This is a genomic window from Vibrio kanaloae, assembly GCF_024347535.1.
GTDB lineage: Bacteria > Pseudomonadota > Gammaproteobacteria > Enterobacterales > Vibrionaceae > Vibrio > Vibrio kanaloae.
Genome location: NZ_AP025498.1, coordinates 1,188,163 through 1,212,620, shown reverse-complemented (window position 1 = coordinate 1,212,620; position 24,458 = coordinate 1,188,163). Strand labels below are relative to the sequence as shown.

Annotated in this window: 22 protein-coding genes and 2 pseudogenes; 19 read left to right on the top strand and 5 right to left on the bottom strand. The window is 40.6% G+C overall.

Going from position 1 to position 24,458, the window contains the following annotated elements; all coding sequences use genetic code 11:
- Positions 1-123: 123 nt before the first annotated feature.
- Positions 124-1,650, top strand: coding sequence for a methyl-accepting chemotaxis protein (locus OCV24_RS19700; protein WP_136998736.1), 1,527 nt, complete (start codon positions 124-126; stop codon positions 1,648-1,650).
- Between the two features lie 142 nt (positions 1,651-1,792).
- Here the strand turns inward: OCV24_RS19700 and OCV24_RS19695 are convergent, their stop codons facing one another.
- Together OCV24_RS19695 and OCV24_RS19690 are read right to left on the bottom strand one after the other, a co-directional pair.
- Positions 1,793-3,184, bottom strand: coding sequence for an HD-GYP domain-containing protein (locus tag OCV24_RS19695; protein ID WP_150879347.1), 1,392 nt, complete (start codon positions 3,182-3,184; stop codon positions 1,793-1,795).
- A 258-nt stretch (positions 3,185-3,442) separates the two neighbouring features.
- Positions 3,443-4,102, bottom strand: a complete 660-nt coding sequence (locus OCV24_RS19690; protein ID WP_017058397.1) for a class I SAM-dependent methyltransferase — start codon at positions 4,100-4,102, stop codon at positions 3,443-3,445.
- Between the two features lie 148 nt (positions 4,103-4,250).
- Between OCV24_RS19690 and OCV24_RS19685 the strand changes: the two are divergent.
- The 9 genes and pseudogenes from OCV24_RS19685 to OCV24_RS19625 form a co-directional block, all read left to right on the top strand.
- Positions 4,251-4,425, top strand: a pseudogene (locus tag OCV24_RS19685) (MSHA biogenesis protein MshA); the annotation flags it as partial.
- Between the two features lie 459 nt (positions 4,426-4,884).
- A complete protein-coding gene (locus OCV24_RS19680; protein WP_094124842.1) occupies positions 4,885-5,397 on the top strand; it encodes a GNAT family N-acetyltransferase in 513 nt (170 codons plus the stop codon).
- Between the two features lie 163 nt (positions 5,398-5,560).
- Positions 5,561-6,091, top strand: coding sequence for an ArsR family transcriptional regulator (locus OCV24_RS19670; protein WP_150879348.1), 531 nt, complete (start codon positions 5,561-5,563; stop codon positions 6,089-6,091).
- A 167-nt stretch (positions 6,092-6,258) separates the two neighbouring features.
- Positions 6,259-6,615 (top strand): hypothetical protein, encoded by a 357-nt coding sequence (locus OCV24_RS19665; RefSeq protein ID WP_150879349.1) that lies wholly within the window; start codon positions 6,259-6,261, stop codon positions 6,613-6,615.
- 102 nt (positions 6,616-6,717) lie between these two features.
- A complete protein-coding gene (locus OCV24_RS19660; RefSeq protein ID WP_150879350.1) occupies positions 6,718-7,146 on the top strand; it encodes an RDD family protein in 429 nt (142 codons plus the stop codon).
- A 157-nt stretch (positions 7,147-7,303) separates the two neighbouring features.
- Positions 7,304-7,717, top strand: coding sequence for a VOC family protein (locus OCV24_RS19655; protein ID WP_053809543.1), 414 nt, complete (start codon positions 7,304-7,306; stop codon positions 7,715-7,717).
- 1,680 nt (positions 7,718-9,397) lie between these two features.
- Positions 9,398-10,150 (top strand): hypothetical protein, encoded by a 753-nt coding sequence (locus tag OCV24_RS19640; RefSeq protein ID WP_150879354.1) that lies wholly within the window; start codon positions 9,398-9,400, stop codon positions 10,148-10,150.
- 632 nt (positions 10,151-10,782) lie between these two features.
- The gene (locus OCV24_RS19635) at positions 10,783-11,397 is read left to right on the top strand and encodes a hypothetical protein (protein ID WP_150879356.1); all 615 of its coding nucleotides are present in this window, start codon (positions 10,783-10,785) and stop codon (positions 11,395-11,397) included.
- A 135-nt stretch (positions 11,398-11,532) separates the two neighbouring features.
- On the top strand, positions 11,533-12,087 hold the full coding sequence (locus OCV24_RS19625; protein ID WP_150879357.1) for a hypothetical protein: 555 nt from the start codon (positions 11,533-11,535) through the stop codon (positions 12,085-12,087).
- Positions 12,088-12,650: 563 nt separating this feature from the next.
- On the opposite strand, the gene OCV24_RS19615 is transcribed toward OCV24_RS19625, so the two are convergent.
- Entirely contained in the window at positions 12,651-13,619 is a 969-nt protein-coding gene (locus OCV24_RS19615; RefSeq protein WP_109376058.1) for an IS30-like element ISVa6 family transposase, read from the bottom strand.
- A gap of 245 nt (positions 13,620-13,864) precedes the next feature.
- On the opposite strand from OCV24_RS19615, the gene OCV24_RS19610 reads away from it, so the two are divergent.
- The 5 genes from OCV24_RS19610 to OCV24_RS19585 all read left to right on the top strand — a co-directional run bounded on the left by OCV24_RS19610 (position 13,865) and on the right by OCV24_RS19585 (position 17,990).
- Positions 13,865-14,206 (top strand): hypothetical protein, encoded by a 342-nt coding sequence (locus OCV24_RS19610; RefSeq protein ID WP_080532911.1) that lies wholly within the window; start codon positions 13,865-13,867, stop codon positions 14,204-14,206.
- Between the two features lie 139 nt (positions 14,207-14,345).
- Complete coding sequence (locus OCV24_RS19605) at positions 14,346-15,029, top strand: hypothetical protein (protein ID WP_150877112.1); 684 nt, start codon at positions 14,346-14,348, stop codon at positions 15,027-15,029.
- A gap of 133 nt (positions 15,030-15,162) precedes the next feature.
- Positions 15,163-15,486 carry a hypothetical protein gene (locus tag OCV24_RS19595; protein ID WP_038886909.1) on the top strand — a complete coding sequence of 108 codons (324 nt, stop codon included), beginning with the start codon at positions 15,163-15,165 and terminating at the stop codon, positions 15,484-15,486.
- A gap of 650 nt (positions 15,487-16,136) precedes the next feature.
- Positions 16,137-17,033: a hypothetical protein gene (locus tag OCV24_RS19590; protein ID WP_150877116.1), complete on the top strand. Its 897-nt coding sequence runs from the start codon at positions 16,137-16,139 to the stop codon at positions 17,031-17,033.
- A 141-nt stretch (positions 17,034-17,174) separates the two neighbouring features.
- On the top strand, positions 17,175-17,990 hold the full coding sequence (locus tag OCV24_RS19585) for a restriction endonuclease (protein WP_150877118.1): 816 nt from the start codon (positions 17,175-17,177) through the stop codon (positions 17,988-17,990).
- Between the two features lie 285 nt (positions 17,991-18,275).
- Here the strand turns inward: OCV24_RS19585 and OCV24_RS19580 are convergent, their stop codons facing one another.
- Entirely contained in the window at positions 18,276-18,455 is a 180-nt protein-coding gene (locus OCV24_RS19580; RefSeq protein ID WP_150877120.1) for a hypothetical protein, read from the bottom strand.
- A gap of 702 nt (positions 18,456-19,157) precedes the next feature.
- On the opposite strand from OCV24_RS19580, the gene OCV24_RS19575 reads away from it, so the two are divergent.
- The 4 genes from OCV24_RS19575 to OCV24_RS19555 all read left to right on the top strand — a co-directional run bounded on the left by OCV24_RS19575 (position 19,158) and on the right by OCV24_RS19555 (position 23,425).
- Positions 19,158-19,730 (top strand): hypothetical protein, encoded by a 573-nt coding sequence (locus tag OCV24_RS19575; protein WP_150877122.1) that lies wholly within the window; start codon positions 19,158-19,160, stop codon positions 19,728-19,730.
- Positions 19,731-20,890: 1,160 nt separating this feature from the next.
- Complete coding sequence (locus tag OCV24_RS19565) at positions 20,891-21,751, top strand: hypothetical protein (protein WP_150877128.1); 861 nt, start codon at positions 20,891-20,893, stop codon at positions 21,749-21,751.
- Positions 21,752-21,897: 146 nt separating this feature from the next.
- A complete protein-coding gene (locus OCV24_RS19560; RefSeq protein WP_126576033.1) occupies positions 21,898-22,353 on the top strand; it encodes a GNAT family N-acetyltransferase in 456 nt (151 codons plus the stop codon).
- 616 nt (positions 22,354-22,969) lie between these two features.
- Positions 22,970-23,425: a GNAT family N-acetyltransferase gene (locus OCV24_RS19555; protein WP_029627300.1), complete on the top strand. Its 456-nt coding sequence runs from the start codon at positions 22,970-22,972 to the stop codon at positions 23,423-23,425.
- 25 nt (positions 23,426-23,450) lie between these two features.
- Here the strand turns inward: OCV24_RS19555 and OCV24_RS19550 are convergent.
- Positions 23,451-24,413 (bottom strand): annotated as a pseudogene (locus OCV24_RS19550) (IS30 family transposase).
- Positions 24,414-24,458 lie beyond the last annotated feature (45 nt).

The following is a 24,458-nucleotide window of genomic DNA, read 5'->3' as shown; positions in this document are numbered from 1 at the left end:
GCTTTAACATGAGAAGTGTTGTATGCGAGCTCAGGTTTAGTTCTTAAACCTCTAAAGAATTTTTAATAAACTTGCGTTGAGACTACCTAAATGAAGAAAACAATCCTATTAGCCGTTTTTATTATGTTTGGTATTGCGGTCGCTGCGAGTATGGTTTCAACCTATCTCATTTCAAGCGAAAAAATTGATGAAATAATCTTAAATAAATCTCAAGTTCAAGCGGAATTTTTAGCTGGCAATGCAGGGTATGTCCTAGAAAACTCGAACAATCCAGTTCAAGACTTACAAAAACTGGTTAGTGAACTTAAACAGCGTAATGATGTTAGTTATGCCATTGTTATTGATAGTAACGTAACTGCTATTGCACACAGTGATAAAAAGAAACTCAACAAAGTTTATGAAGATAGTTATACCGTTGAAGGTGCAACTAAAGGCGTACAGCAGTATTCGAAGTGGTACGCTGATGTGCAGCAAGTATGGGTGTTTGATATCATGGCGCCTATCTATGTCAACGGTGAACTTTATGGCACCTTTGATATCGGTATTCCAATTACCGAAGTCAGCCAAGCTACAAATGGAATAATTAGTTACCAATTGGTTTCAATGATTGTTATTTTTGTTGTTTGTCTCGTTGTTCTATCATTCCTTTTAAACAAACTGATGCAGCCCCTCTTGGTATTGAAAAATACATTACACGATATTTCTGAAGGTGATGGCGATTTAACCGTCCGATTACCAATTAAGGGTAACGATGAAGTCGCTCAAATCTCGTCAGCTTTCAATGTGTTCGTGGGCAAGGTACACGAGATAATTACGCAAACAGTAAATACCGGCGTTGAATTAAATAGCACCGCTATTGCTCTTCGTGAACAGTCACAACAAGCATTGCAAAGAGGACAAGAACAAAACGAACAAACGATGTTGGTTGTGACATCTATGAATGAAATGATTGCTACGGTTAATGAAATTGCATCGAGCGCGGCAAATGCTGCAAATGCTGCAAATATGGCAACCAGCGAGACTCAAGAAGGACATAACACGATCGAAAAGACAACAATCTCGATTGCTAACCTTGAAGCAGAAATGACGAGTGCGTCTAACATCATCGTGAGTCTTGCTGATAACACACAGTCGATCGGCACTATTCTTGATGTTATTAGAGGTATCTCTGAACAAACGAATTTGCTTGCGCTTAACGCTGCAATTGAAGCGGCACGTGCCGGTGAGGCCGGTCGAGGTTTTGCTGTCGTTGCCGATGAAGTTCGTAACCTTGCAACAAAAACGGCACAGTCGACAGATGAAATTGACACCATGATCAACCAACTTCAAACTGAAGCTAAAAACGCCGTTAACTCGATGAGTAATAGTAAGAGCTTAATTGAAGAGGGCACCACCGAAACCGAAATGGCGCGCCAAGCTTTGGAAAAAATCTCTACACAAGTTTTGGCTATTCTCGATATTAACACTCAAGTTGCGACAGCAACCGAGCAGCAATCAGCGGTAGCGAATGAGATCAATATGAATATGGATACGGTTAATAATTCAGTGAAGAATGGCTTAAGCGCAAGTGAAAAGTTGGAACAATCGAGCCAGCAACTGGCCGATCTGTCGCAAGCCCTCGATCGTTATGTTGGTTCATTTAAAATCTAGATTTCCTAACATATCTTTCTAAGAGGTATGTCGGATTTCCCGTTATTCAATAGTGCGTTATTGCTAATTGGCAGTAACGCGCTTTTTTTGTATTCTAACACCATGCCGAGTGGTAGTACCAAGCCCTAATATGAAGCGATGGTTAAACAGTGGAATCAAGAGTTGTCAGTTCCTCTGGCAATTTATCCAACGCACGCTTTAATGCTTCAAAGCATTCAGGATCAATCGCAGTATTTAAATTTTCAGACATTATATTCAATGTTTTTGGTACTGGTACTGCTCCGCGGTAAGGTCGTTCTGCTGTAATAGCATCAAAAATATCAGCGGTAGTGATAATTCGGGTTGACAATACAATGGATTCAGCACTTAGTTTGTTGGGATATCCAGTGCCATCAAGCTTCTCATGATGGCTACCTGCCATGTTTGATAGGTTTTTAAAGGGGGTTATCTGCGATAATATATCTTTAGTAAATTGGGCATGTTGTTGAACGGATAACCATTCATCGTCATCTAATTTTCCAGGTTTATCGAGTATCGAATTGCTCACACCTAGCTTCCCAACATCGTGCAATAATGCTGCACGCTTAAGCCATTTCCGTTCTTCTTCTGATATCCCCATTTCTATAGCAATAAGGTCAGTAAAGAAGGCAACTCTCTCACTATGACCAGATGTGAAAGGGCTTTTACTATCGATGATTTTTCCAAACGCAAAAACGATGCAATCAAGGTAGTCATCATCAATGAGTATGCTGGCTTTTGCTGGCGCTAATGCCATGACTTTATCAATGATATTTGATGAGGTTAAGGCAGTGCAGAATTCGTTATCCTTTGCTATTTCGTTTATCGCAGAAACTAAAGTTGGGTCAAACCAACTTCCACTTCTCTCGTTTGCTTCGTTTAGCGCGGTTTCGAAATTGTGTTCAAATTGGAAAACGTCAATGACTTGTGCAAGTAACGCAATACGAGAATTTAATGGAATATTTTGTTGAGCGAGGTTTTCTGGGCGACCACTACCATCCCAATGTTCATCCAAAGAATGAACCCCCAATGCGACATTTTCATTAAACCTTAGCTCTCTCGCAATATCGGCACCTCTCGAACAGCGAGTTTCTATCAACTCTTGAGCGTAGGAATCACCATTTTTTAAGATATCGATCGTCTTGGTGATGCGAGTTAGCCAGTTTTTATTTTTCCCCGTATTACGAATAACAAAGTTGATGACACTTGATAGGCTTGTCCCCACTGTCTTAAAATTACGTTTGAACTCCCTATCATCAGCGAGATAGAGTTCGCAAATACGAGCCGCATTACTACTACAGCCAGTATCTTTTAATAACAGGGTAAAATAGAGGTCATGAAGTTCGCTTTCTGATAAACCGATTTTCTCACCTATGTGCATGCCAATCCAGCAGCAACGGATACAATGTTCCGGTGGTTGTCCTTCCGTCATATCCAGAGCTGTTGTCAACGATAGCATTAGCTCAGACAATTGAATGTAATTAGACTCAGGTAATAATGGCGCTACTTCGTTCATTTAACTTCCTATGAGCAGTGTAGGTAGTTGGACTGTTATACCAAAACTTTGTTTTAATGTACCAGTTTTACGCAATAGAATGACAAACATTAAATGCCGTTTAATAATATATACTCAAAATGTTTTTTAAATATGTGTGAGTGAGCGGTTCACTCGTGCATCAATATAGCGCACCTTAAGTCTCTTCATACTGGCACTTAGACTGACTGCACTCAAGTCTGGATATTGCCGCCCATATAAATGAAATGTACTGTACTTTTAGGCGTTACGAGAGAATCTTAGTATGTGACCTTTAAATTTTTGCTCTAAGTAATCAGTATTTTCTGGTTGTATGTGGTCATTTGTAAACCCGTACTCGCTCATTTTGGCACTCAGTTTATTTTTTCGTCCACGGCCTGGATCGACAATGATCACTTCACAAGTATCGTTGGCATGGTTTTGGATAAAATAGGACAACAATTCAACATGTTGGTCTTCATATAGAAGATCACTACCGATTATAAGATCAAAAAGACCTAATTGACTTTCTTTGTCTGCCCAATCTACGCGTTCGAAAGCAATTTTCTTTCTGTTATTTAGTTGTATGTTTCTATTTAAGAACTCTTCAACTTCAGGGTGAAAGTCGGTAGCGGTGATGTTGGCTCGTTGCTCATTGAGGAGCAAACTAGATAAAGCCATACCACATCCTATTTCAAGAATACGTTTGTTTTTAGTATCAAAATGAAGCATATGGTGGGCAAGGACTAAACTTGATGGCCAAACAATCCCAAAAATTGGCCACGATGCGGATGAAATACCGATATTGAGTGCAACATTATCAGGGTCATTAAATTGTTGATTATCACGTAGGGTACAAAGGTGTATATCTGTGTTTTCGATTTCAATCGTTTGGTAGCGAATACGAAGTTTAACTGTCATGTAATTTTAGTCCGATAATAAGGCTAAGCCAAGTATCAGGAAATCATAATTGACAAAACAAGATAGGATTCAGTTTAAAGGTATTTGAATTCAAAGCAAGGTCAAAAAATCGACTATACAATAGCTCTGACGCGATACATAAAATGTTGGGAACCGACACACGGTCGTTGGGTACACTCATTCATTTAGTTGAAGCAGACCTTAGTAGTAACAATCTAACTGACGATGCTTTGCCTTCGGGGGGCTATGTTATCTATGATTGTTTTGGTGGACGAGTTACTGGGAGCGAATGTCCAGTCCGAGTAGTGAACGACGAATGCTAACCAGAGTAGCTAAACGACTCTATTTAGATTAAGGCTTATTCGAATTCAATAAAAAACGCGTTATTGCCAAGTAGCAATAACGCGTTTTTTTGTATTAGCTTGATGATCTATCTTAGTTTGCCAATGGAGCACTTGCTGGTGGCAAGTCACGTTTCTTAAACACCTTACCGTATAGGATCAAGCATTAGATTTATAGAGTTCAACATGCTCAGAGATAGAGACGGGATCTGATGGTTAAAATACTGTTTTAACGTACATAAGTTGATAATTTTAATAGAAGTTATACTAAACAGATAAATTCTATATTTGCCACATTAATCACCAAGGTGACGATATAAGTGATTGTTATGGATACACAAAGGCTAGTACAATCGGCGGCATAAAAAACTAGATAGAAAGATTCTGTATTTAAATGCAGAATCTTTCGGTCTAATAGCTGTTATGTGAATGGAGTCAATCTTGAAAATATCAGTTGTCAAAAGTGGTCAGATTGAGGCTTACGAAGCAGCACTTAATGCTCATCTAAACTCCGTTTTTGGCCAAGATTCTATGTTCATTTTCAATCGTGAGTTCGTCTGTGCAATTCTCATTGAAGACGATAATCAGATTATCGCTACTGGTTTGGCTTATAGTCGTTTAATGAGGCAGGGCTCAATAAGCTTCAAAGGGGGCATAATTGGTGGTATTGCCATTACACCAAGTAAGCGTGGTTTGGGCTTAGCTAAAGTCATCGTGAAAGAACTCGATCGATGCTTAGTGTCTTTTGGGGTAACTCATTCTTTTCTCTTCGCTTATGAGCCAGATGTTTATCGAAGCTCAGGGTATTCGGAGTTAGTTTTGCCTATTCATTACTTCGACGTACAGCAGAAAACTTGGAGTCAGTTTGTTTACCGTGGTGGTATGGTTAAGTCTTACAATGGCAGTCATGCTTTAAGCGATCAAGTCATTGAATTTAATGGTTGTGTGTATTGAGCACTCTGAAAAAATTCACATAACAAAGCGTTCAAGAGGGATTTGGCACGCGTGGCATTTTTACTATGCGTTGAGTTCAGTGTTTATGGCGCTGTGCGGTAGCTTTTGTATTGCGTGCCAGCACCCCTTAACGCGGCGTTATGTTTTTAGAGGTTTACTATAGATGAAAGTGAGCAATCCCCTAACGATAATAGCTATATTTTCGGGTATAGCTGAGAGTTTTGCGACTGTAGCATTAGTCGCTCTCCCCCCAGAAATACAGGTTAAGTTCGTACAGTTTGTAATCTGGTTTCCAGTGCTTCTTGTGATATTGTTTTTCCTAGTCTTAGTTTTTAAACCATTGGTTTTATATGCTCCTAGTGACTGGAGAGACGAAGATAAGTTTTTAACTGCCCTGAAGGTTCAGCGTTCTGTTGATTACTTCTTTAGCCGTGAAGCTAGTCAGTTCGATAATTACTCGAAAGATGAAATGCATAAGCTACAACAAGCCTTAAATAAATCAATTGAAAGGAACTTGTATCAAGCCGAGCGTGAATGCATTCTTGAATATATTAAAGAGGGTTTTACTGGGACCAGTATACTTAGTGGAAAAACGGGTTATCCGCCAAGTTTAGTCAAAGAGCTCATTCAACAACTTCGTGAAGACAAAATTATAAAGCTAGATAAGCTAACTGGTAGATTTGCAATCGTTTGAAGTACAAACATAACAAACAATTTAAGAGGGATTCCCAACGCTTGGCATTTTTACTTCTACTTCAATTTTAGTGTTTACGGTACAATGCGTTAGGTTGGGTGGTAGCGTTGCTCACCCCTTAATTGGGCGTTAGCACTAATATGAATATTAAGGTTCGAGGTATAAACATGATTTTCCAAAGTAAGTCGGGTGAAATTGAGCATGGCGCTCATCTTTGCCAAGAATTGAAAGCTTTCCTCATAGAGCATGAACCATCTTTTGGCTCATCTCTTGTACCTGATTTGTCACATATTAACTCTCGTGCTGAAAACCACACTGGAATTGATATATTCGATGTTACTTTTCTCGGTGGTAATGAATATCAGCTTGATTACCAGTATCAGTGGTCTATTTATAATGGTTGTGCTGACATGGATCTTGAAGGAGAAGAAGAGTCTTCTGTTACTTTCACCCTTGGGGATGATGGCGAAGTAGAGTTCGATATTCTAGAAGTCGAAGAACGTAGCACAATCGAAGAATTTTAGTGCTAACAAAGCATTTAAGAGTGATTCGCAACGCTTGGCGGTTTCGCTTCGCTCAAATATAGCCAAGCGTCGCTCACACCTTAATGCGGCGTTAGGCTATCCATTGGCGCTAGTTTGATCGATACAATAATACTCTGCGTTATTACATACCCGATACTGGTGGGTATTTATGGGTGGGCGTATTTTGAGAGTGATGACATCATAGTTGGATTTGCAGATTTTATGGTTAGCTGGGTATTTCCTCTAATTGCTATTGTTGTTTTTTGGACCTATAAACAAGCAACACCAGGAAAAATGGCAATATCAGCAAGGATTGTGGATGCAAAAACAGGAGAGAAACCAACATTACAGCAATATATCGTCAGATACTTAGGTTATTTTGTCGCTACTATTCCGTTGGGGTTGGGAATATTTTGGGTTGCTTGGGATAAGCGTAAGCAAGGGTGGCATGATAAACTTGCAAATACTGTCGTTATTAGTAACAAGGAACACAACTCTCCAACAGAAGTAGAGTTTTCCTCAAAGAGCTAGCCTAACAAAGCATTTAAGAGTGATTCCTTACGCTTGGCAGTTTCGCTTCGCTCAAGTATAGCCAAGCGTGCGTCACACCTTAATGCGGCGTTATATGCTTTCTCGAAAAAATCATAGCGTAGTGTAGAATTAGGGTTTTGAAACATCGGAAATAATCATGTCTAAACTTGTGCAACAGCAAATCGGAAATATTGCTCTAGTTGTTGAAAATTACGATGATGCTATTGAGTTCTACACTCAAAAACTTCAGTTTACATTGATGGAAGATACTGACTTAGGCGGTGGCAAACGTTGGGTTCAAGTTTCTCCTCCAAATTCTAATGGTACGAATCTACTTTTGGCTCAAGCTAGTACCGAAGAACAGACTCAAGCAGTAGGTAATCAAACTGGTGGTCGTGTTTTCTTGTTCTTACAAACAAACGATTTCTGGCGAGACTACGAACTAATGAAGGCAAATGGCGTTGTATTTAACGAAGAGCCACGAGTTGAAGAGTACGGGACAGTAGTTGTGTTCCAAGACTTATACGGTAACAAGTGGGACTTACTGCAATTAAACAGCGTAACCAAATAGCACGCATATAACAAAGCGTTTAAGGCGGATTCCCAACGCTCGGCATTTGCAATTTGATTGAGTTTTAGTGATTACGGCACAATGGTTTAGGTCGGGTGATAGCGTTGCTCACCACTTAACGCGGCGTTAGTTTGCAAAGGGCAGAAAAGCATTTGTGGTCTAAAAGCCTTGTTCTACGTTCTAGCTATTCACCTGTCCGTTTTCCAATCTCACGAACTTTCCGGTGGCACTATGTTGGAAGCGTTTGCGGTGCGTTAGTCACTTACTGACTCTAACATTGTTGTTAATTCGTTGGTGCGTTTTCTTTTTCTTGGCAGCTAATTTGTTAACAAATGGCTTGATCACACTTGGTTGTCAGGTTGGTCGAACGAATCCTTTGTCAGTTAAAGCGCTTCAAACCGTGGTTGTTTGTCGTATGTCGCTTCTTAGCCAAGTGCGTTTTGTTAGTTGGGTTTTAATTCTGAGCTGCCCGTTTTACTTTTGCGTTCAAAGCCATTAGTTTTAGAGCTAATTCAGCACCTTGGCGCTAAATCTCGGGTTTCATCACGGTGGCAAACTAACAAAGCGCTTAAGGCAGACTCGCAACGTGTGGCATTTTTACTATGCGTTGATTTATGTGTTTAAGGTGTTATGCGGTGACTTCGTATTGCGTTGCTCACTACTTAGCTTAGCGTTATGTGACCAGTTGGAAAAGTCGATAGGTCCATAATGTTAGAGAATTTAGAACTATGTTATTGGTATAAGGTGTTGTATGAAAAATCAAATGTTTGAACACTGGCAAAAAGTAAGAGAACAGGGTTTTCTCGCTTGGATCTTCAAAAGTTGTTTCTTGATAACTACGTTCTACATCATTTTCAATGTGCTCTTTCAGTACTCATCATCACCGTCGGAAACTCTTTTCGAGTATTTAAGTGAACAAGTTCTTAATTATTTTATTTTTTCAGCATTTATGTTCTTTGTGTATTGGGGAATTTGGCTGCATCGAGAATCAAAATATCAAAAAGAGTCAAAACGTAGAAATGTCACATAACAAACGCTTTAAGACGGATTCGCAACGCGTGGCATTTTTACCATGCGTTGATTTTAGTGATTAAGGTGGTGTGCGGAAGCATTGCATTGCGTTGCTCACCACTTAAGCGGGCGTTAGTTTGCAAGGAGCAGAAAAGCGTTTGTGGTCTAAAAGCCTTGTTCTGCGTTCTAGCTATTCACCTGTTATTCCCCAAAGACTTTTCATCGAAATAGGCATCTCGCGTAGCCCGTTTTTCGGTTAATTGGCTTTCGTGTTACTCATCTCTTTCGTGTTAGTAAGGTTCACTTCTCAACGTTCTTGCGCGCTGTTTCTTTGGTTTTTAAAGTTAAGCGGGAACATTGAAAGATGGTATTTGTGGCTGTCGGCATCTACGAAAGTCTTCTTAGCCAAGTGCGTTTTGTTAGTTGGGTTTAAATTCTGAGCGGCCCGTTTTACTTTTGCGTTCAAAGCCATTAGTTTTATAGCTAATTCAGCATCTTGGCGCTAAACCTCCGGCTTCATCGCGGTGGCAAACTAACAAAGCGCTTAAGACGGACTAACAAACGTTGGGCATTTTTAGCTTGGTTTAATTTTGTGTTTAAGGTGTTTTAATTGAGTGAAGTGGTAGGTTTGTTAGCCACTTAGCTTAGCGTTAGGCTTATGGAGGAAATATGAGTATTTCAAAACCTTATAGAAGAACAGCGAGAATTTTTGTTGATGGAAGTTACTCCGACAGTGGAAAGTGGCAATACATATTGAACCCTAAATATGCACAGAGTCCAGAAAACTATATTCGCGCATTTTTACTAATTCAAAATGATCTTATTGAGTTATTTAGCTTTGTCGAGCCGTCAGATTTAAATAAAGCGACATACTCTCACAGAATAAATGAACTATTACTTAGAACTTGTGTTGAAGTCGAAGCCAACTGTAAAGCGATACTAAAAGAAAATGGATATGTAAAAAATGGGTATTGGAATATGGGAGACTATAAAAAAGTTGAACAAAGCCACTTTTTATCCATGTACGAAATTAAAGTACCAAATTGGCATGGGGAAAGCTCCATCAGAACACCGTTCAAAAAATGGGGTGCTGGTGAACCACTTCCGTGGTACGAAGCGTATAATTCTACAAAGCACGACAGGCATCATAACTTTCGTAATGCAAACCTTGATAACTTAGTTGAAGCTGTGTGTGGCCTTGCTGTTATTATTGCTTCCCAGTTTATACATCATGATTTTTCGCCAGCAGGTGAATCGTTTGGTATTAACAGTGGTGGACCATCTGATGGTTTCACACCGAGTATTGGCGGATTATTCAGGCTTAAATATCCTTCTTCGCTCCCTGAAGAATGTTGCTATGGTTTTTCGCATGATGATATTGACTTTGAAAACGATATCTTTCAGGAATTTTCGTACGAATAAGCCTAACAAAGCATTTAAGAGTGATTCGCAACGCTTGGCAGTTTCGCTTCGCTCAAGTATAGCCAAGCGTCGCTCACACCTTAATGCGGCGTTAGTTTGCAAGGAGCAGAAAAGCGTTTGTGGTCTAAAAGCTTTGTTCTGCGTTCTAGCTATTCACCTGTTATTTCCCAAAGACTTTTCATCGAAATAGGCATCTCGCGTAGCCCGTTTTTCGGTTAATTGGCTTTCGTGTTATTCAATTCTTTCGTGTTAGTAAGGTTCATTTTTCCATGTTCTTGCGCGCTTCTTCTTTGGTTTTGAAAGTTAAGCGGGAGCATTGAACATTGCATTTGTGGCTGTCAGCATCTACGAAAGTCTTCTTCGCCAAGTGCGTTTTGTTAGTTGGGTTTAAATTCTGAGCTGTCCGTTTTACTTTTGTGTTCAAAGCCAGTAGTTTTATAGCTAATTCAGTATCTTGGCGCTAAACCTTTGGCTTCATCGCGGTGGCAAACTAACAAAGCGCTTAAGTCAGACTCGCAACGCGTGGCATTTTTAGTATGCGTTGATTTATGTGTTTAAGGTGTTATGCGGTGGCTTCGTATTACGTTGCTCACTACTTAGCTTAGCGTTAGGGCTCAGAATAGGAATATTTGATGATTAGTTACTGTACAGAGAAAACGACTGAATTTTCTTTGATTCCTGCGTTTTCTTCATTGTTAAATGAATTGGGTGAAAATACGCCTATCCAATATTGGAAGACGAGGGAAGGTAATAAGACTTCTTATGCATTACATGGTATGGAGTCTGTATACCTAATTGCGTTTTTTGCTAGACGCCCTAAAGTTCATATTGGTGTAGAGGGGCAGCTTCAAGGCAAGATTAACCCGTACATATTTGAGTTTAATGAGATAGCTAAGAAATTCGACATTCCAGTTTTCTGTGGTATGTCAATTGCTCAAAACCTATTTGAACTTTCTAACGCTGAAAATATATGGTTTTATATCCCACCAAACGCACCAGAATACAATGAGGTCGTGTTCAACTTAACAAACCGCAGTGATGTTGAAGTAAACGATCCATATAGTGTAGTAGAACAGGTTAGACATGAAGATATTACTTGCATTATTAGGCGACATTACCATCCTATGCCCTGGGAGCAAGCAATCAATATTATGACTGAGCTGAATCGTAGACCAGGTGATGGTCCCTGGTTTACTCGAGGGTGGCAGCATAAGCCAGTCTATTTCATCGTCAAACAAGAGCCCTAACAATCTGTTTAAGAGTGATTCGCAACGCGTGGCATTTTTGCTATGCGTTGCTTTTAGTGTTTAAGGTGGTATGCGGCGGCTTCGGTATTGCGTTGCTCACACCTTAACAGGGCGTTAAGTTTACAGTTGGGAATTATGAGTAAAAAAAGACTGAATCAGAGCTTAGAGGTTCACAGAATTGCAGTTGCAGCGCGAGATATATCCTGCGCACAAGATGGTTTTGAGAATATCTTAGAGTTAAATGCGCAACTAGGTGACAAGCTTTATCAGTCATTGTTGTTTGGTGCTGTAACTTCTTATTGCAGGCCTTTCACTAATAATGATGGGTTTGGAAATATGGCTAGTAAATGGAAAAAGTTCGCTGGAAATGAAGTCTTAGCCGAGACTCATTCACAGATGATTGATTATCGGAACAAAGTGGTTGCGCATAGCGACATTTCGAGTAATGAGCTAACTATTTATCCGGTGGGTGGGACGCTTATTGCTGGCGAGCAACGTCATATTTTAGATGAGCCTATGTTTGGAGTGTCGACACCTCTACTTTCTATCGAGAACGTTCGTTCAGCCGTCACTCTATGTAAGTACCAAGAATCTAGAATGAACGAATACTTGATCAAGGAAATTGGCACGAGGTTTTCAGAACCTCTCAACGGTGGCTATCCATTCAAATTCAATCATCTCGAAATGTAAACTTAACAAACTGTTCAAGAGTGATTCGCAACGCGTGGCATTTTTACTATGCGTTATGTTTAGTGGTTAGGGTGCTATGCGGGAACATCGGTATTGCGTTGCTCACACCTTAACAGGGCGTTAGCTGGTGTTATTCAAAATCAAAAAGTTAAGTGTTTAATTTACTGATTTTGAGGTTCTAGCTTTGCACCTGAAAGTCTGCATTTCCCCGCGTATCTCGCCAGTGGCACTTCCACAAAAGTGGTTGAATCATCCCAAGCTTTTTACTTGAAATGGTGTGGTTTCTTTGTTGCGGAAACTGGCTCACAATTAAAAGCGTTTTTCGGGTTTGGTTGTCAGGCTTCTTCGATCGTATTCTTTGCAAATTCAGCCAAAGTATCCGTGGTTCAGTTTGTCTGCCATTTCTTCTTTGCCAAGCCCGTTTTGCGTTTTTGGTTTAAGTGTTGAGCTGTCCGTTTTACATTCTCGCTAGAAAGCCATATGGTTATTCCCAGTTAAGCATTTTGGTGAACATCGCAGGCCAATGCGCAGCACTTAGTATCAAGTTTGAAGTGCGACACTTTCTACAGATGCGCATGAATATACTCCGTTGGTGTCCTATACCCAAGCCTTTTGCGTGGGCGCGTATTTAATTTGTGTGCAATTTCATTGCAGAGCTTCTGTGTCACGTGTGACATAGAAGTTCGTTTTGGTAAGTATTGTCGTATCAAGCCGTTGGTGTTTTCATTTGTACCTCGTTCCCATGAGTGGTATGGATTTGCAAAGTAAAACAGACAGTTATGATGTTTCTCTAGTTGTGCGTAACCATGAAATTCAGTGCCGTTATCAGCAGTTATCGTCTTAAAAGGTAAGTCAGAGCGGGTCATTATTTTGCTCATTCTTACGTTGAGCGACTCGCTTGTTCTATCGTCCATTTGCCCAATAAAAGTGTAGCCTGTCATTCTGTCGACTAAAGTCACGATACAGTGCTTGGTTCCGCGGCCAACGACGGTATCAATTTCCCAATGACCAGGCTCTTTTCTATGCTCTGCATTTGCTGGTCTTTCGGTAATATGACGCTTTGCAGCTAGCCGTCCACGGCTGTCTTTTGAGTTATACCTTTTACGCCTTTTCTTGGTGGATTGGCGTAGGTGTTTCCATAGTGTTCCACCGAGAGTTTTGTCGTTCCAAACATGCTGATAAATGAGCTCGTGGCTCATTGTTGGATAGCCTCTTACCCTCAGATATCCGACGATTTGGTCAGGACTCCAATCCAGTCGTAGCAAGGCTTCAGGTAACCTGAAGTCGATTTCGCTGTAGCGCTTATTTCTGCGCGACCGGCGCAGCCGGTTGCGAGCCATTTGTTGGGCTCTCCATGCCTGATAGGAGTACCTTTTAAAGTGTCTGTTGTATCGGGAGTTGCGTTCAATTTCTCGATAGATAGTGGCTTTGTGACGCCCCAGTTGTTTAGCTATTTTAGCGGTACTAATTCCTTGCTTTCTGAGTGCAGAAATCATATACCTTTCGTTCTCAGTGAGGTGCGTGTATCTCATGTTTTTTACTTCTTGGCGGGAGCAAACTTCATGATTATCGCATCTCACTGTTTTTATGTTCAGAGGTGTCGCACTTCGTACTTGAATCCAAGGCAGCTAACAAACAATTCAAGTGGATTCGCAACGCGTGGCGGTTTTGGTTTGCAGTGAATGCTGTGTTTACGGTGTAATGCAGCGGCTTGGTCAGTGCATTGCTCACCACTTAATTGGGCGTTATGCGCTATATCGTTCAAAAAGGATATCGAATGAATAAGTTGTTAGAAGAGTTACTAAAACGTGGGTTTAAAGCAAAAATGCGGAATAAGAGCATTTTTGTTAATCTTTCGCTGTTGTCATACCCAGTATCAATATCTCACAACACTGAACGAAACACCTACGAGTTAAATATTGAATACTGGCGCTATATTGTCGTAATGATAGGGTTGTCGATTAATGTAATAGTCGGTTTCGTTTACGGCAATGTCATTCTAGGTTCTATCATATTGGCTATTGTATTGTTGCAGCCAGTAGGGTTGTTTATATCAAAATCTAGATCCAAAGAACTAGAAGAATATCTTGAATCACTTAATGGTGAAGTACGCGCATAACAAAGCGTTTAAGACGGATTCCCAACGCTCGGCATTTTCAGCTTACTTTGGCTTAAGTGTTTATGTCACAATGGTTTAGATAGGGTGGTCTGCGTTGCTCACCACTTAACGCGGCGTTAACTGTATTTGGAGAAAATAATTGGCTGATTACATAAATAAAAACATCTTAAGTCAGGCTTACATACACATCGAGCCTCAGAAACTTAAATCAAAAGAGGAATTAGCACAATTTAAGGTGGAGCTTGAGGCATTTGCTCGTCAAAGGATCGGCTTTTTCTTATCTCCAGGTTTACCAATAGAAATTGAGTTTGAAGAAGGCTCTTTAATCGCAAGAATCACTGTACTTGGTACGATCAGCGTACTTTTCCAATTTATCTCGGGTTACAAGGACTTTCGAGAAGGAATCCAATTTATGTACGCTGACGCCAAACGAGTAACTGACTATATAATTTCTCACACAACGTTTGAGTCTGGGGCAAAGCAACAAGACGTTATCCGGTTAGAAGCTCGCGTGGGTATTATTGGTTCAATCCAAAAGTCTATCAATCAACTTGAGGCAATTAAACGAGGTGCTAGTGGTGGCATGTTGGCGGAAGAAGTTGGTAAAAAGGTTGAAGACGCAATCACAGATCTTCAAAAATTAATGGACAATATCAATGATGCGTCAGATAAAAAGTTGGTTGGTACCGGCCTACTTGGCATAGCTAATGAAATTCCATTTCAGCCCAAAGCGCCTAAGGACAAAGTTAATTCATTAGAGGCAATCTTAGGCTTTCAGCGCAGAAGGCAAAGGCTCTTAGGACACCTCAAACAATACAGTTAACAAACTGTTTAAGAGGGATTCGCAACGCGTGGCATTTTTACTATGCGTTGGTTTTAGTGTTTAAGGCGTTATGCGGCGACTTCAGTAATGCGTTGCTCACCCCTTAACAGGACGTTATGTACTAGGAGGAAATATGTTCTCATTCAGAGTTGACTCAGGTTGGAGTGTTGAAACTGAGATAAGGTGTTTGATCGTCTACAAAACGCTTGAAGAGCTTGATTTCCCGCGAGGGCTACAAAGTGATCTTTGTGAAGTATTAGCAGCGTCGACAGGACTAAAGTTTGAGTCGGTAAAAGCGAAAGTGGGCAACTATAAGTCTGAATTTGGTGTTACTGGTGCCTCTCATTCGTCTGAAGCTACAAAGTATTTAGTCAAATCGTTCGGTCACATGAGTCGAATCGAACTTGATGCATTGCTAACGGGTTACCTTCTCGGTAAAAGTGAGCCACGTACATAACAAAGCGTTTAAGGCAGATTCGCAACGCTCGGCATTTTTAGTCTGAATCGTTTTTAGTGTTTACGGCACAGTGGTTTAGTTAGGTGACATTGTTGCTCACTACTTAACGCAGCGTTAGTTTGCAAAGGGCAGAAAAGCGTTTGTAGTCTAAAAGCTTTGTTCTACGTTCTAGCTATACACCTGTTATTTCCCGAAGACTCTTCATCGAAATAGGCATCTCGCGTAGCCCGTTTTTCGGTTAATTGGCTTCCTTGTCATTCAATTCTTCCGTGTTAGTAAGGTTCATTTCTCAATATTCTTGCACGCTGCTTCTTTGGCTTTGAAAGTTAAGCGGGAACATTGAAAGATGGTATTTGTGGCTGTCGGCATCTACGAAAGTCTTCTTAGCCAAGTGCGTTTTGTTAGTTGGGTTTAAATTCTGAGCTGCCCGTTTTACTTTTGTGTTCAAAGCCAGTAGTTTTATAACTAATTCAGCACCTTGGCGCTAAACCTCTGGTTTCATCGCGGTGGCAAACTAACAAAGCGCTTAAGGCAGATTCGCAACACGTGGCATTTTTACTATGCGTTGATTTATGTGTTTAAGGTGCTGTGCGGTGACTTCGTATTGCGTTGCTCACTACTTAGCTTAGCGTTAGTTTCATGGAGGACATATGAACAATTCGGAATTGTTAGAGCAAGCCTTACATAGTGGGGCAATAATTCATCAACCTCATGCGTTGAAAGCATTTTTATCAGCAAATTTCCTTGCTAAACGTTTTGGTGAAAATGACAAACTTTTTTCTCATACGTCTATTTTGATGGCTAATGATTCAGTTTTGGTACAGCCTACATATGAGGGATCTGTTCAAGCACCAGCATTACAAGACTTTCGTATTCAAAGAATACTGAATCGTGGTATTTATCCCGCAGCTTATCAAGCTACTTTTCAGTGGTATCAAAACAAAGGTTTTGATGAGGTTTTTAGCCACTTTGCCACCAAAGCAGCATCTGCTAATGAATACTTATCCCACAATGTGACGATATTGCTTGCAATGAATAGTGTCTTTAGGCAATTGAATGAGCATCAGATCCCAGCCTTTCTTAATCGTTTTACAGAGTTCGTTACGTCTACGTTTTCAAATATAGATAACGTCAACTCGAAACCAGTGCCAGTAAAGACCAGTCTCTCAGATGTATTATCATCTTGTATTGAGCAGTTTGGTTTCTTTGGACACAACTTGATCACTTTGGCTTGGCTATTACGTTGCAAAGATCAGTTATCAACATCGTTGTATGAAGCAATGCTGTCAAACTTATATGTTCAGGCCAATAGTCCTTTGGAAGACCCCGAAGATGAAATCGATCAAGTCATGTGGGGGCAATGCAAGGCTGAGCCGGGTATAGAATCGTTTGAATCACGTATAAATTGCTTAATCTTTGATTACACGTCAAATTTGCATCAAATCACATTTGCTGATGCTCTATGCTTGTTACAATCTGAGTTTCCGCAATATACTGCGGATTTAAATAAAATAGCGCAATATCAATGTCTTGTGCTTGGAAAATGAAACTAACAAAGCATTTAAGAGTGATTCCCAACGCATGGCATTTTTCATTCCATCGTTGGGTTTAGTGTTTACGGTGGTCTGGTTAAGATTCGTGGTAGCGTTGGTCACACCTTAATGCGGCGTTAGCCATCCGGAGAGTTAATGAAACAACAAAATCATGACTGGTATCAGTTTCAAGAAGAAATATGTGACCATTTTCTTTCATTAGGAGCAGAAGCTGAAACAAATGTTACTGTGGTTGGTGTTAGAACGAATCACGATGTTGATGTCTTAGTTAAAACTAAATTTTTAGGTGAGGATATTACTTGGGTAATTGAAGCCAAGTGTTGGAAAAAGCGTGTAAGCAAGAATCATGTTCTCGCATTGAGAACGATAGTAGATGATCTTGGTGCAGATAGAGGCTTCATTGTATCAAAAGTGGGCTTTCAGAAGGGGGCGATGGAAGCAGCTGAAAATACTAACGTTAAGTTAAAAACATTTGATGAACTTAAGTCTGAAACCAAAGACATGGTTGAAGCTGAAATATTAAAAATGTATAGCAAGAGGCTGCACTTAATAGAGGACCGATATTGGTCTCACTCCAAGAAAGTTCGCATTAAATATGGCTTGAGACAAGATCTGTTTGATTTTTCTTTCAAATTCGTAGGTCAACTTTTGCTGTCGACGGCTAGGAAAGCAATCATGGAAGCACAAAAGATGAGCTATCCAATTGATTTAGAGACTTTCCTTAAAGAGCAGCAAGGAACCTCTGTAGCACACAACTTTCAGCAGCTTCAAAACTGGCTCAATTTAAATCTAAATTACTTTGAAGAGAAGCTAATCGATGCTGAGTGGGCAATGTACCAAAACGGTGATTATGAGCCTAACCTAAGACGAACAGCTGATGACGAGGTCACAGCAAGTATAATGATGGCAGGTGGTGGAGTAGAAATGCGTATGCCTAAAAAGGACGGCTAACAAGCAATTTAAGAGGGATTCCCAACGCTTGGCATTTTTGCATCTACTTCAATTTTAGTGGTTACGGTACAATGCTTTAGGTTGGGTGGTGGCGTTGCTCACCCCTTAATTGGGCGTTAGTTTGCAAAGGGAAGAAAAGCATTTATGGTCTAAAAGCTTTGTTCTACGCTCTAGCTATTCACCTGTTATTTCCCAAAGACTTTTTCATCTAAATAGGCATCTCGCGTAGCCAGTTTTTCGGCTAATTGGCTTTCGTGTCATTCAATTCTTCCGTGTTAGTAAGGTTCACTTCTCAACGTTCTTGCGCGCTGCTTCTTTGGTTTTGAAAGTTAGCGGGAACATTGAAAGATGGTATTTGTGGCTGTCGGCATCTACGAAAGTCTTCTTAGCTAAGTGCGTTTTGTTAGTTGGGTTTAAATTATGAGCTGCCTGTTTTACTTTTGCGTTTAAAGCCAGTAGTTTCATAACTAATTCAGCACCTTGGCGTTAAGCCTTTGGCTTCATCGCGGTAGTAAACTAACAAAGCGCTTAAGGCAGACTCGCAACGCGTGGCATTTTTAGTATGCGTTGATTTATGTGTTTAAGGTGTTATGCGGTGGCTTCTATTGCGTTGCTCACTACTTAGCTTAGCGTTAGTTTGCAAAGGGCAGAAAAGCGTTTGTAGTCTAAAAGCTTTGTTCTACGCTCTAGCTATTCACCTGTTATTTCCCAAAGACTTTTTCATCGAAATAGGCATCTCGCGTAGCCCGTTTTTCGGTTAATTGACTTTCGTGTTATTCAATTCTGTCGTGTTAGTAAGGTTCATTTCTCAATATTCTTGCGCGCTGCTTCTTTGGTTTTGAAAGTTAACTGTGAACATTGAAAATTGCATTTGTGGCTGTCGGCATCTACGAAAGTCTTCTTAGCCAAGTGCGTTTTGTTAGTTGGGTTTAAGTTCTGAGCTGTCCGTTTTACTTTTGCGTTCAAAGCCAGTAGTTTCATAGCTAATTCAGCACCTTGGCGCTAAACCTTTGGCTTCATCACGGTAGCAAACTAACAAAGCGCTTAAGGCAGACTCGCAACGCGTGGCATTTTTAGTATGCGTTGATTTATGTGTTTAAGGTGTTATGCAGTGACTTCGTATTACGTTGCTCACTACTTAGCTTAGCGTTATGAGTCATAGGAGATATGGTGGAAATATTAGAGTTTATTGATAGCTTGGTGGCATCCATAGCTTGGCCTGTTACTGTCGTCACAGTGATTCTCCTGCTTCGCTCTGAATTGCCTAAGTTAGCTACATCTTTAAGGAAGTTTAAGTATAAGGATGTAGAGTTAGAATTTGATGCTGCGATGAAAACAATTGCCGGTGAAGTGGAAGCTAGCTTGCCAAAAGATAGTATCCAGAAAAGCGAATCTATTGAAAGTGTGAAGTCCCATTTAGAGGCAATCGCGGACATTGCACCAAGAGCCGCAATTTTAGAAGCATGGATATTAGTGGAGTCTTCAGCTGCTAAGTTAATTGCTTTGCGTGGTAGTAGTGAAGGTCGTGTTGGTTATGGTCCATCAGCTATGCGGGATAATTTGCAGAGAGCACAAGTTCTTAGTCCGAAACAGTTGGTTATCTTCGAGCAGTTACGACACCTTCGAAATGAAGCTGTCCACGTTCATGACGCTGAGTTTACAAAAACGTCTGTGGCGCATTACATTGAGTCTTCAGTCCAGTTATCAACTTACTTTCAAAGTCTTGCAACTGACTCATAACAAAGCATTTAAGACGGATTCCCAACGCTTGGCATTTTCGGTTTGAATCAGCTTTAGTGTTTACGGCACAATGGTTTAGGTATGGTGGTCTGCGTTGCTCACCACTTAATGCGGCGTTAGTTTGCAAAGGGCAGAAAAGCGTTTGTGGTTTAAAAGCCTTGTTCTGCGTTCTAGCTATTCACCTGTTATTTCCCAAAGACTTTTCATTGAAATAGGCATCTCGCGTAGCCAGTTTTTCGGTTAATTGGTTTCCGTGTCATTCAACTCTTTCGTGTTAGTAAGGTTCACTTCTCAACGTTCTTGCGCGCTGCTTCCTTGGTTTTGAAAGTTAAGTGTGAGAATTGAACATTGCATTTGTGGCTGTCGGCATCTACGAAAGTCTTCTTAGCCAAGTGTGTTTTGTTAATTCTGAGCTGCCCGTTTTACTTTTGGGTTTAAAGCCAGTAGTTTTATAACTAATTCAGCATCTTGGCGCTAAACCTTTGGCTTCATCGCGGTGGCAAACTAACAAAGCGCTTAAGACGGACTAACAAACGTTCGGCATTTTTGGTTCGGTTTCGTTGCGCGTTTAAGGTGTTCAAATTGAGTTGGGTGGCAGGTTTGTTAGCCACTTAGCTTAGCGTTAGTTTGCAAAGGGCAGAAAAACGTTTGTGGTCTAAAAGCCTTGTTCTGCGTTCTAGCTATTCACCTGTTATTTCCCAAAGACTTTTTCATCGAAATAGGCATCTCGCGTAGCCCGTCTTTCGGCTAATTGGCTTTCGTGTTATTCATTTCTTCCGTGTTAGTAAGGTTCATTTCTCCATGTTCTTGCGCGCTGCTTCTTTGGTTTTGAAAGTTAAGCGGGAGCATTGAAAGATGGTATTTGTGGCTGTCGGCATCTACGAAAGTCTTCTTAGCCAAGTGCGTTTTGTTAGTTGGGTTTAAATTCTGAGCTGCCCGTTTTACTTTTGCGTTCAAAGCCATTAGTTTTAGAGCTAATTCAGCACCTTGGCGCTAATCCTTTGGCTTCATCGCGGTGGCAAACTAACAAAGCGCTTAAGACAGACTCGCAACGCGCGGCATTTTTACTATGCGTTGATTTATGTGTTTAAGGTGTTATGCGGTGGCTTCGTATTACGTTGCTCACTACTTAGCTTAGCGTTATACGATAGGAGATAAATGTGGAATTTGGACTGTTGAAATCAAATCGTCGCTACGTAGCAGATGATATTGAAATTCGACCACTATGGGACATAGATAGAGTGATTTCTGAATTTCAAGATGAGGCAAATATTAGTGATGGGTGGATATATCCTCCTTTAGTTGAAGCTCGTAAATTGAAACGAGAAGCCCACACCAAAAAGTTCGATGTGTTTGCAGAGTACTATACCTTGCCAGCAACCCATTCTATTATCTTTCACCCCTACGATTATGAAAAAGCGAAGTTTCTTATTCTTGGTATAGGCTTCTTTTTTGGTGTTTATCTTTCGCCTGCTGAGTATTACAACATAGGCAAAGTGGCATACGCAGAAGGGAAATTAACAGGGGTTATACCTATTGGAAAAGATATTGAGTTAGCTCTGAATTATTTGGCTAAGTTTTATGATGATAGCTCAGACGAAAAGCGGGCTGGGATGTTTGCAGTAATTCATTGGTTCCTCATCGGACAATCACATTATTATCCATGGGATCGCTTTGAAGCTCAGTATAAAGTTCTGGATGGGCTGTTTAAGTTATCAGGTATTGCTCGTTGTCCTCATACTCAGCGACCTGCTGCGCTTGCTCAAAAGTATAGCCTCTTACTACCTAATTGGGCTGAGCTTGAAAACGGTAGTAGCGTTTTATCGAAATTAAGAAATGAATTGGCTCACGAGGCATTGTATGCGGGGAAACCAATTGGCTATGCGCACCCAGAAGAAAATTATGATGTTGATTTTTCAAGTTTCAACACTAAGTTGATAGCTGCAACGTTAGGGGTTGAATCAAGTTACTTGCAAGCTTCGTCACAGGATAGACAGTACAGCGCTTGGAATATCGTATAACAAAGCGTTTAAGACGGATTCCCAACGCTTGGCATTTTTGGTTTGATTCAGCTTTAGTGTTTACGGCACAATGGTTTAGGTAGGGTGGCCTGCGTTGCTCACCACTTAACGCGGCGTTAGCAGCCAGAAGTAATAAGGAGCCATAAATGGAATTAAAGTATCGTTCAGCTGATTTTGAAGATTTGGAAAGTCTTGTAGCTTTGCTCTCAAATGACCCACTTGGTAGTAAAAGAGAAGATGCATCTGTTCCGTTGAATAGTGGGTATCTTGAAGCGTTCGAAGCAATTGTAAGAGATCCAAATAACGAATTACTTGTTGTTGAGCTGGAAAACTCTCTAGTTGGGATGCTTCAAATTACTTTTATTCCTTACCTAACGCATATTGGTAGTTGGCGTTGTCTTATCGAAGGTGTTCGAATCCATAGTGACTATCGTGGACAAGGTTTCGGTGAGCAAATGTTCGCACATGCCATCGAATTGGCAAAGAATAAAGGTTGTACAATCGTTCAGCTAACAAGTGACAAGCAGCGTCCTGATGCAATCAGGTTCTATGAGAAACTTGGATTTAAAGCAACACATGAAGGGTTTAAACTCGCGTTGTAAGTTGCTGCTAACAAAGCATTTAAGAGTGATTCGCAACGCTTGGCGGTTTCGCTTCGCTCAAGTATAGCCAAGCGTCGCTCACACCTTAATGCGGCGTTAGTTTGCAAGGAGCAGAAAAGCGTTTGTGGTCTAAAAGCCTTGTTCTGCGTTCTAGCTATTCACCTGTTATTTCCCAAAGACTTTTTCATCGAAATAGGCATCTCGCGTAGCCAGTTTTTCGGTTAATTGGCTTTCGTGTTATTCATTTCTTCCGTGTTAGTAAGGTTCATTTTTCCATGTTCTTGCGCGCTGCTTCTTTGGTTTTGAAAGTTAAGCGGGAACATTGAGAATTGCATTTGTGGCTGTCGGCATCTACGAAAGTCTTCTTGGCCAAGTGCGTTTTGTTAGTTGGGTTTAAATTATGAGCTGTCCGTTTTACTTTTGGGTTTAAAGCCAGTAGTTTCATAGCTAATTCAGCACCTTGGCGCTAAACCTTTAGTTTCATCGCGGTGGCAAACTAACAAAACGCTTAAGACGGACTAACAAACGTTTGGCATTTTTAGTTCGGTTTAGTTGCGTGTTTAAGGTGTTTTAATTGAGTGAAGTGGCACGTTTGTTAGCCACTTAGCTTGGCGTTATGAGGCATATGGATATTCAACTAATAAAAATAGAAAGTGATGAGTTTGAAAGTCTGTTTTCAGTTGTGAAACAAGGACTTTATTCGCATGTTGATGCCGTCTTTGGTTGGTGTAATGAGTTTCAGGTCAATCGCTTAAAAAGTGACTATGAGCCTCATTGGTTTCACTGGGTTTGTCTCAATAACACGCAAGTTGGAATGCTGTGCTTCAAGCCATACGACAATGCCATTCATGTACATTTACTCATTATATTTCCAGAATTTCAAAATCAACAATTGGGCAAAAGGGTCATGAATATGGTTCACGACATAGCGCGAGAGCAAGAGCGTAGTCAAGTAACCTTATCAAGCTTTACTAGAAATGAGTCAGCGGTAAGTTTTTACAAATCTCTTGGCTATAAGGTGACTGAAAGCGATGAAAACTTCCTTTCTTTGTCGCTTCAACTTGCCTCTTAGTATCAAGTTTGAAGTGCGACACTTTTTATAGATGCGCATGAATGTAATCCGTTGGCGTTCTATACCCAAATCTTTTACGTGTGCGCGTATTTAATTTGTGTGCAATTTCATTGCAGAGCTTTTGTGTCACGTGTGACATAGAAGTTCGTTTTGGTAAGTACTGTTGTATCAAGCCATTGGTGTTTTCATTAGTACCTCGTTCCCATGAATGGTATGGATTTGCAAAGTAAAATAGACAGTTACGGTGTTTTTCTAGTTGTCCGTAACCGTGGAATTCAATGCCGTTATCAGCAATTATCGTTTTAAAAGGTAAATCAGAGCGGGTCATGATTTTACTCATTCTCACGTTGAGTTACTCGCTTGTTCTATCGTCCATTTAACCAATAAATGTGTAGTTAGTCATTCTGTCGACTAAAGTCACGATACAGTGCTTGGTTTCGCGACCAACGACGGTATCAATTTCCCAATGGCCAGGCTCTTTTCGATGCTCAGCTTTTATAGGCCTTTCGTAATATGACGCTTTGCTGCCAGCCGTCCTCGGCTGTCTTTTGAGTTGTACCTTTTACGCCTTTTTAAGTCGATTGTCGTAGGTGTTTCCATAGCGTTCCGCCGAGTACTTTGTCGTTCCAAGCGTGCTGATAAATGAGTTTGTGGCTCATTGTTGGATAGCCACTCCCCTTAGGTAACCGATGATTTGGTCAGGGCTCCAGTCCAGCCGTAGCAAGGTTCAGGAAGTTTGAAGTAAAGTTTGTCATAGCGTTTATTTCTACGTGAACGACTCAACCGGTTACGAGTCATTTTTTGGCCTCGTTCGGGTTCGTATGAGTATCTATTGAAGAACTTGTTGTAAGGGAATTACGTTCGATTTCTCGATGTATGGTGCTTTGTGACGACCCAGTTGTTTGGCTATTTTAGCGGTACTCATTCCTTGCTTTCTGAGTGCAGAAATCATATACCTTTCATTCTCGGTGAGGTGCGTGTATTTCATGTTTTTTACTTCTTGGCGGGAGCAAACTTCATGATTATCGCACCT

Bases quoted from the DNA above. Each gene is read 5' to 3' on its own strand.
- OCV24_RS19700 (WP_136998736.1), top strand. From the start codon at position 124: ATGTTTGGTATTGCGGTCGCTGCGAGTATGGTTTCAACCTATCTCATT.
- OCV24_RS19695 (WP_150879347.1), bottom strand. From the start codon at position 3,184: ATGAACGAAGTAGCGCCATTATTACCTGAGTCTAATTACATTCAATTG.
- OCV24_RS19690 (WP_017058397.1), bottom strand. From the start codon at position 4,102: ATGACAGTTAAACTTCGTATTCGCTACCAAACGATTGAAATCGAAAAC.
- OCV24_RS19670 (WP_150879348.1), top strand. From the start codon at position 5,561: ATGAAAGTGAGCAATCCCCTAACGATAATAGCTATATTTTCGGGTATA.
- OCV24_RS19665 (WP_150879349.1), top strand. From the start codon at position 6,259: ATGATTTTCCAAAGTAAGTCGGGTGAAATTGAGCATGGCGCTCATCTT.
- OCV24_RS19655 (WP_053809543.1), top strand. From the start codon at position 7,304: ATGTCTAAACTTGTGCAACAGCAAATCGGAAATATTGCTCTAGTTGTT.
- OCV24_RS19640 (WP_150879354.1), top strand. From the start codon at position 9,398: ATGAGTATTTCAAAACCTTATAGAAGAACAGCGAGAATTTTTGTTGAT.
- OCV24_RS19635 (WP_150879356.1), top strand. From the start codon at position 10,783: ATGATTAGTTACTGTACAGAGAAAACGACTGAATTTTCTTTGATTCCT.
- OCV24_RS19625 (WP_150879357.1), top strand. From the start codon at position 11,533: ATGAGTAAAAAAAGACTGAATCAGAGCTTAGAGGTTCACAGAATTGCA.
- OCV24_RS19615 (WP_109376058.1), bottom strand. From the start codon at position 13,619: ATGAGATACACGCACCTCACTGAGAACGAAAGGTATATGATTTCTGCA.
- OCV24_RS19610 (WP_080532911.1), top strand. From the start codon at position 13,865: ATGAATAAGTTGTTAGAAGAGTTACTAAAACGTGGGTTTAAAGCAAAA.
- OCV24_RS19595 (WP_038886909.1), top strand. From the start codon at position 15,163: ATGTTCTCATTCAGAGTTGACTCAGGTTGGAGTGTTGAAACTGAGATA.
- OCV24_RS19590 (WP_150877116.1), top strand. From the start codon at position 16,137: ATGAACAATTCGGAATTGTTAGAGCAAGCCTTACATAGTGGGGCAATA.
- OCV24_RS19585 (WP_150877118.1), top strand. From the start codon at position 17,175: ATGAAACAACAAAATCATGACTGGTATCAGTTTCAAGAAGAAATATGT.
- OCV24_RS19580 (WP_150877120.1), bottom strand. From the start codon at position 18,455: ATGAAACTACTGGCTTTAAACGCAAAAGTAAAACAGGCAGCTCATAAT.
- OCV24_RS19575 (WP_150877122.1), top strand. From the start codon at position 19,158: ATGGTGGAAATATTAGAGTTTATTGATAGCTTGGTGGCATCCATAGCT.
- OCV24_RS19560 (WP_126576033.1), top strand. From the start codon at position 21,898: ATGGAATTAAAGTATCGTTCAGCTGATTTTGAAGATTTGGAAAGTCTT.
- OCV24_RS19555 (WP_029627300.1), top strand. From the start codon at position 22,970: ATGAGGCATATGGATATTCAACTAATAAAAATAGAAAGTGATGAGTTT.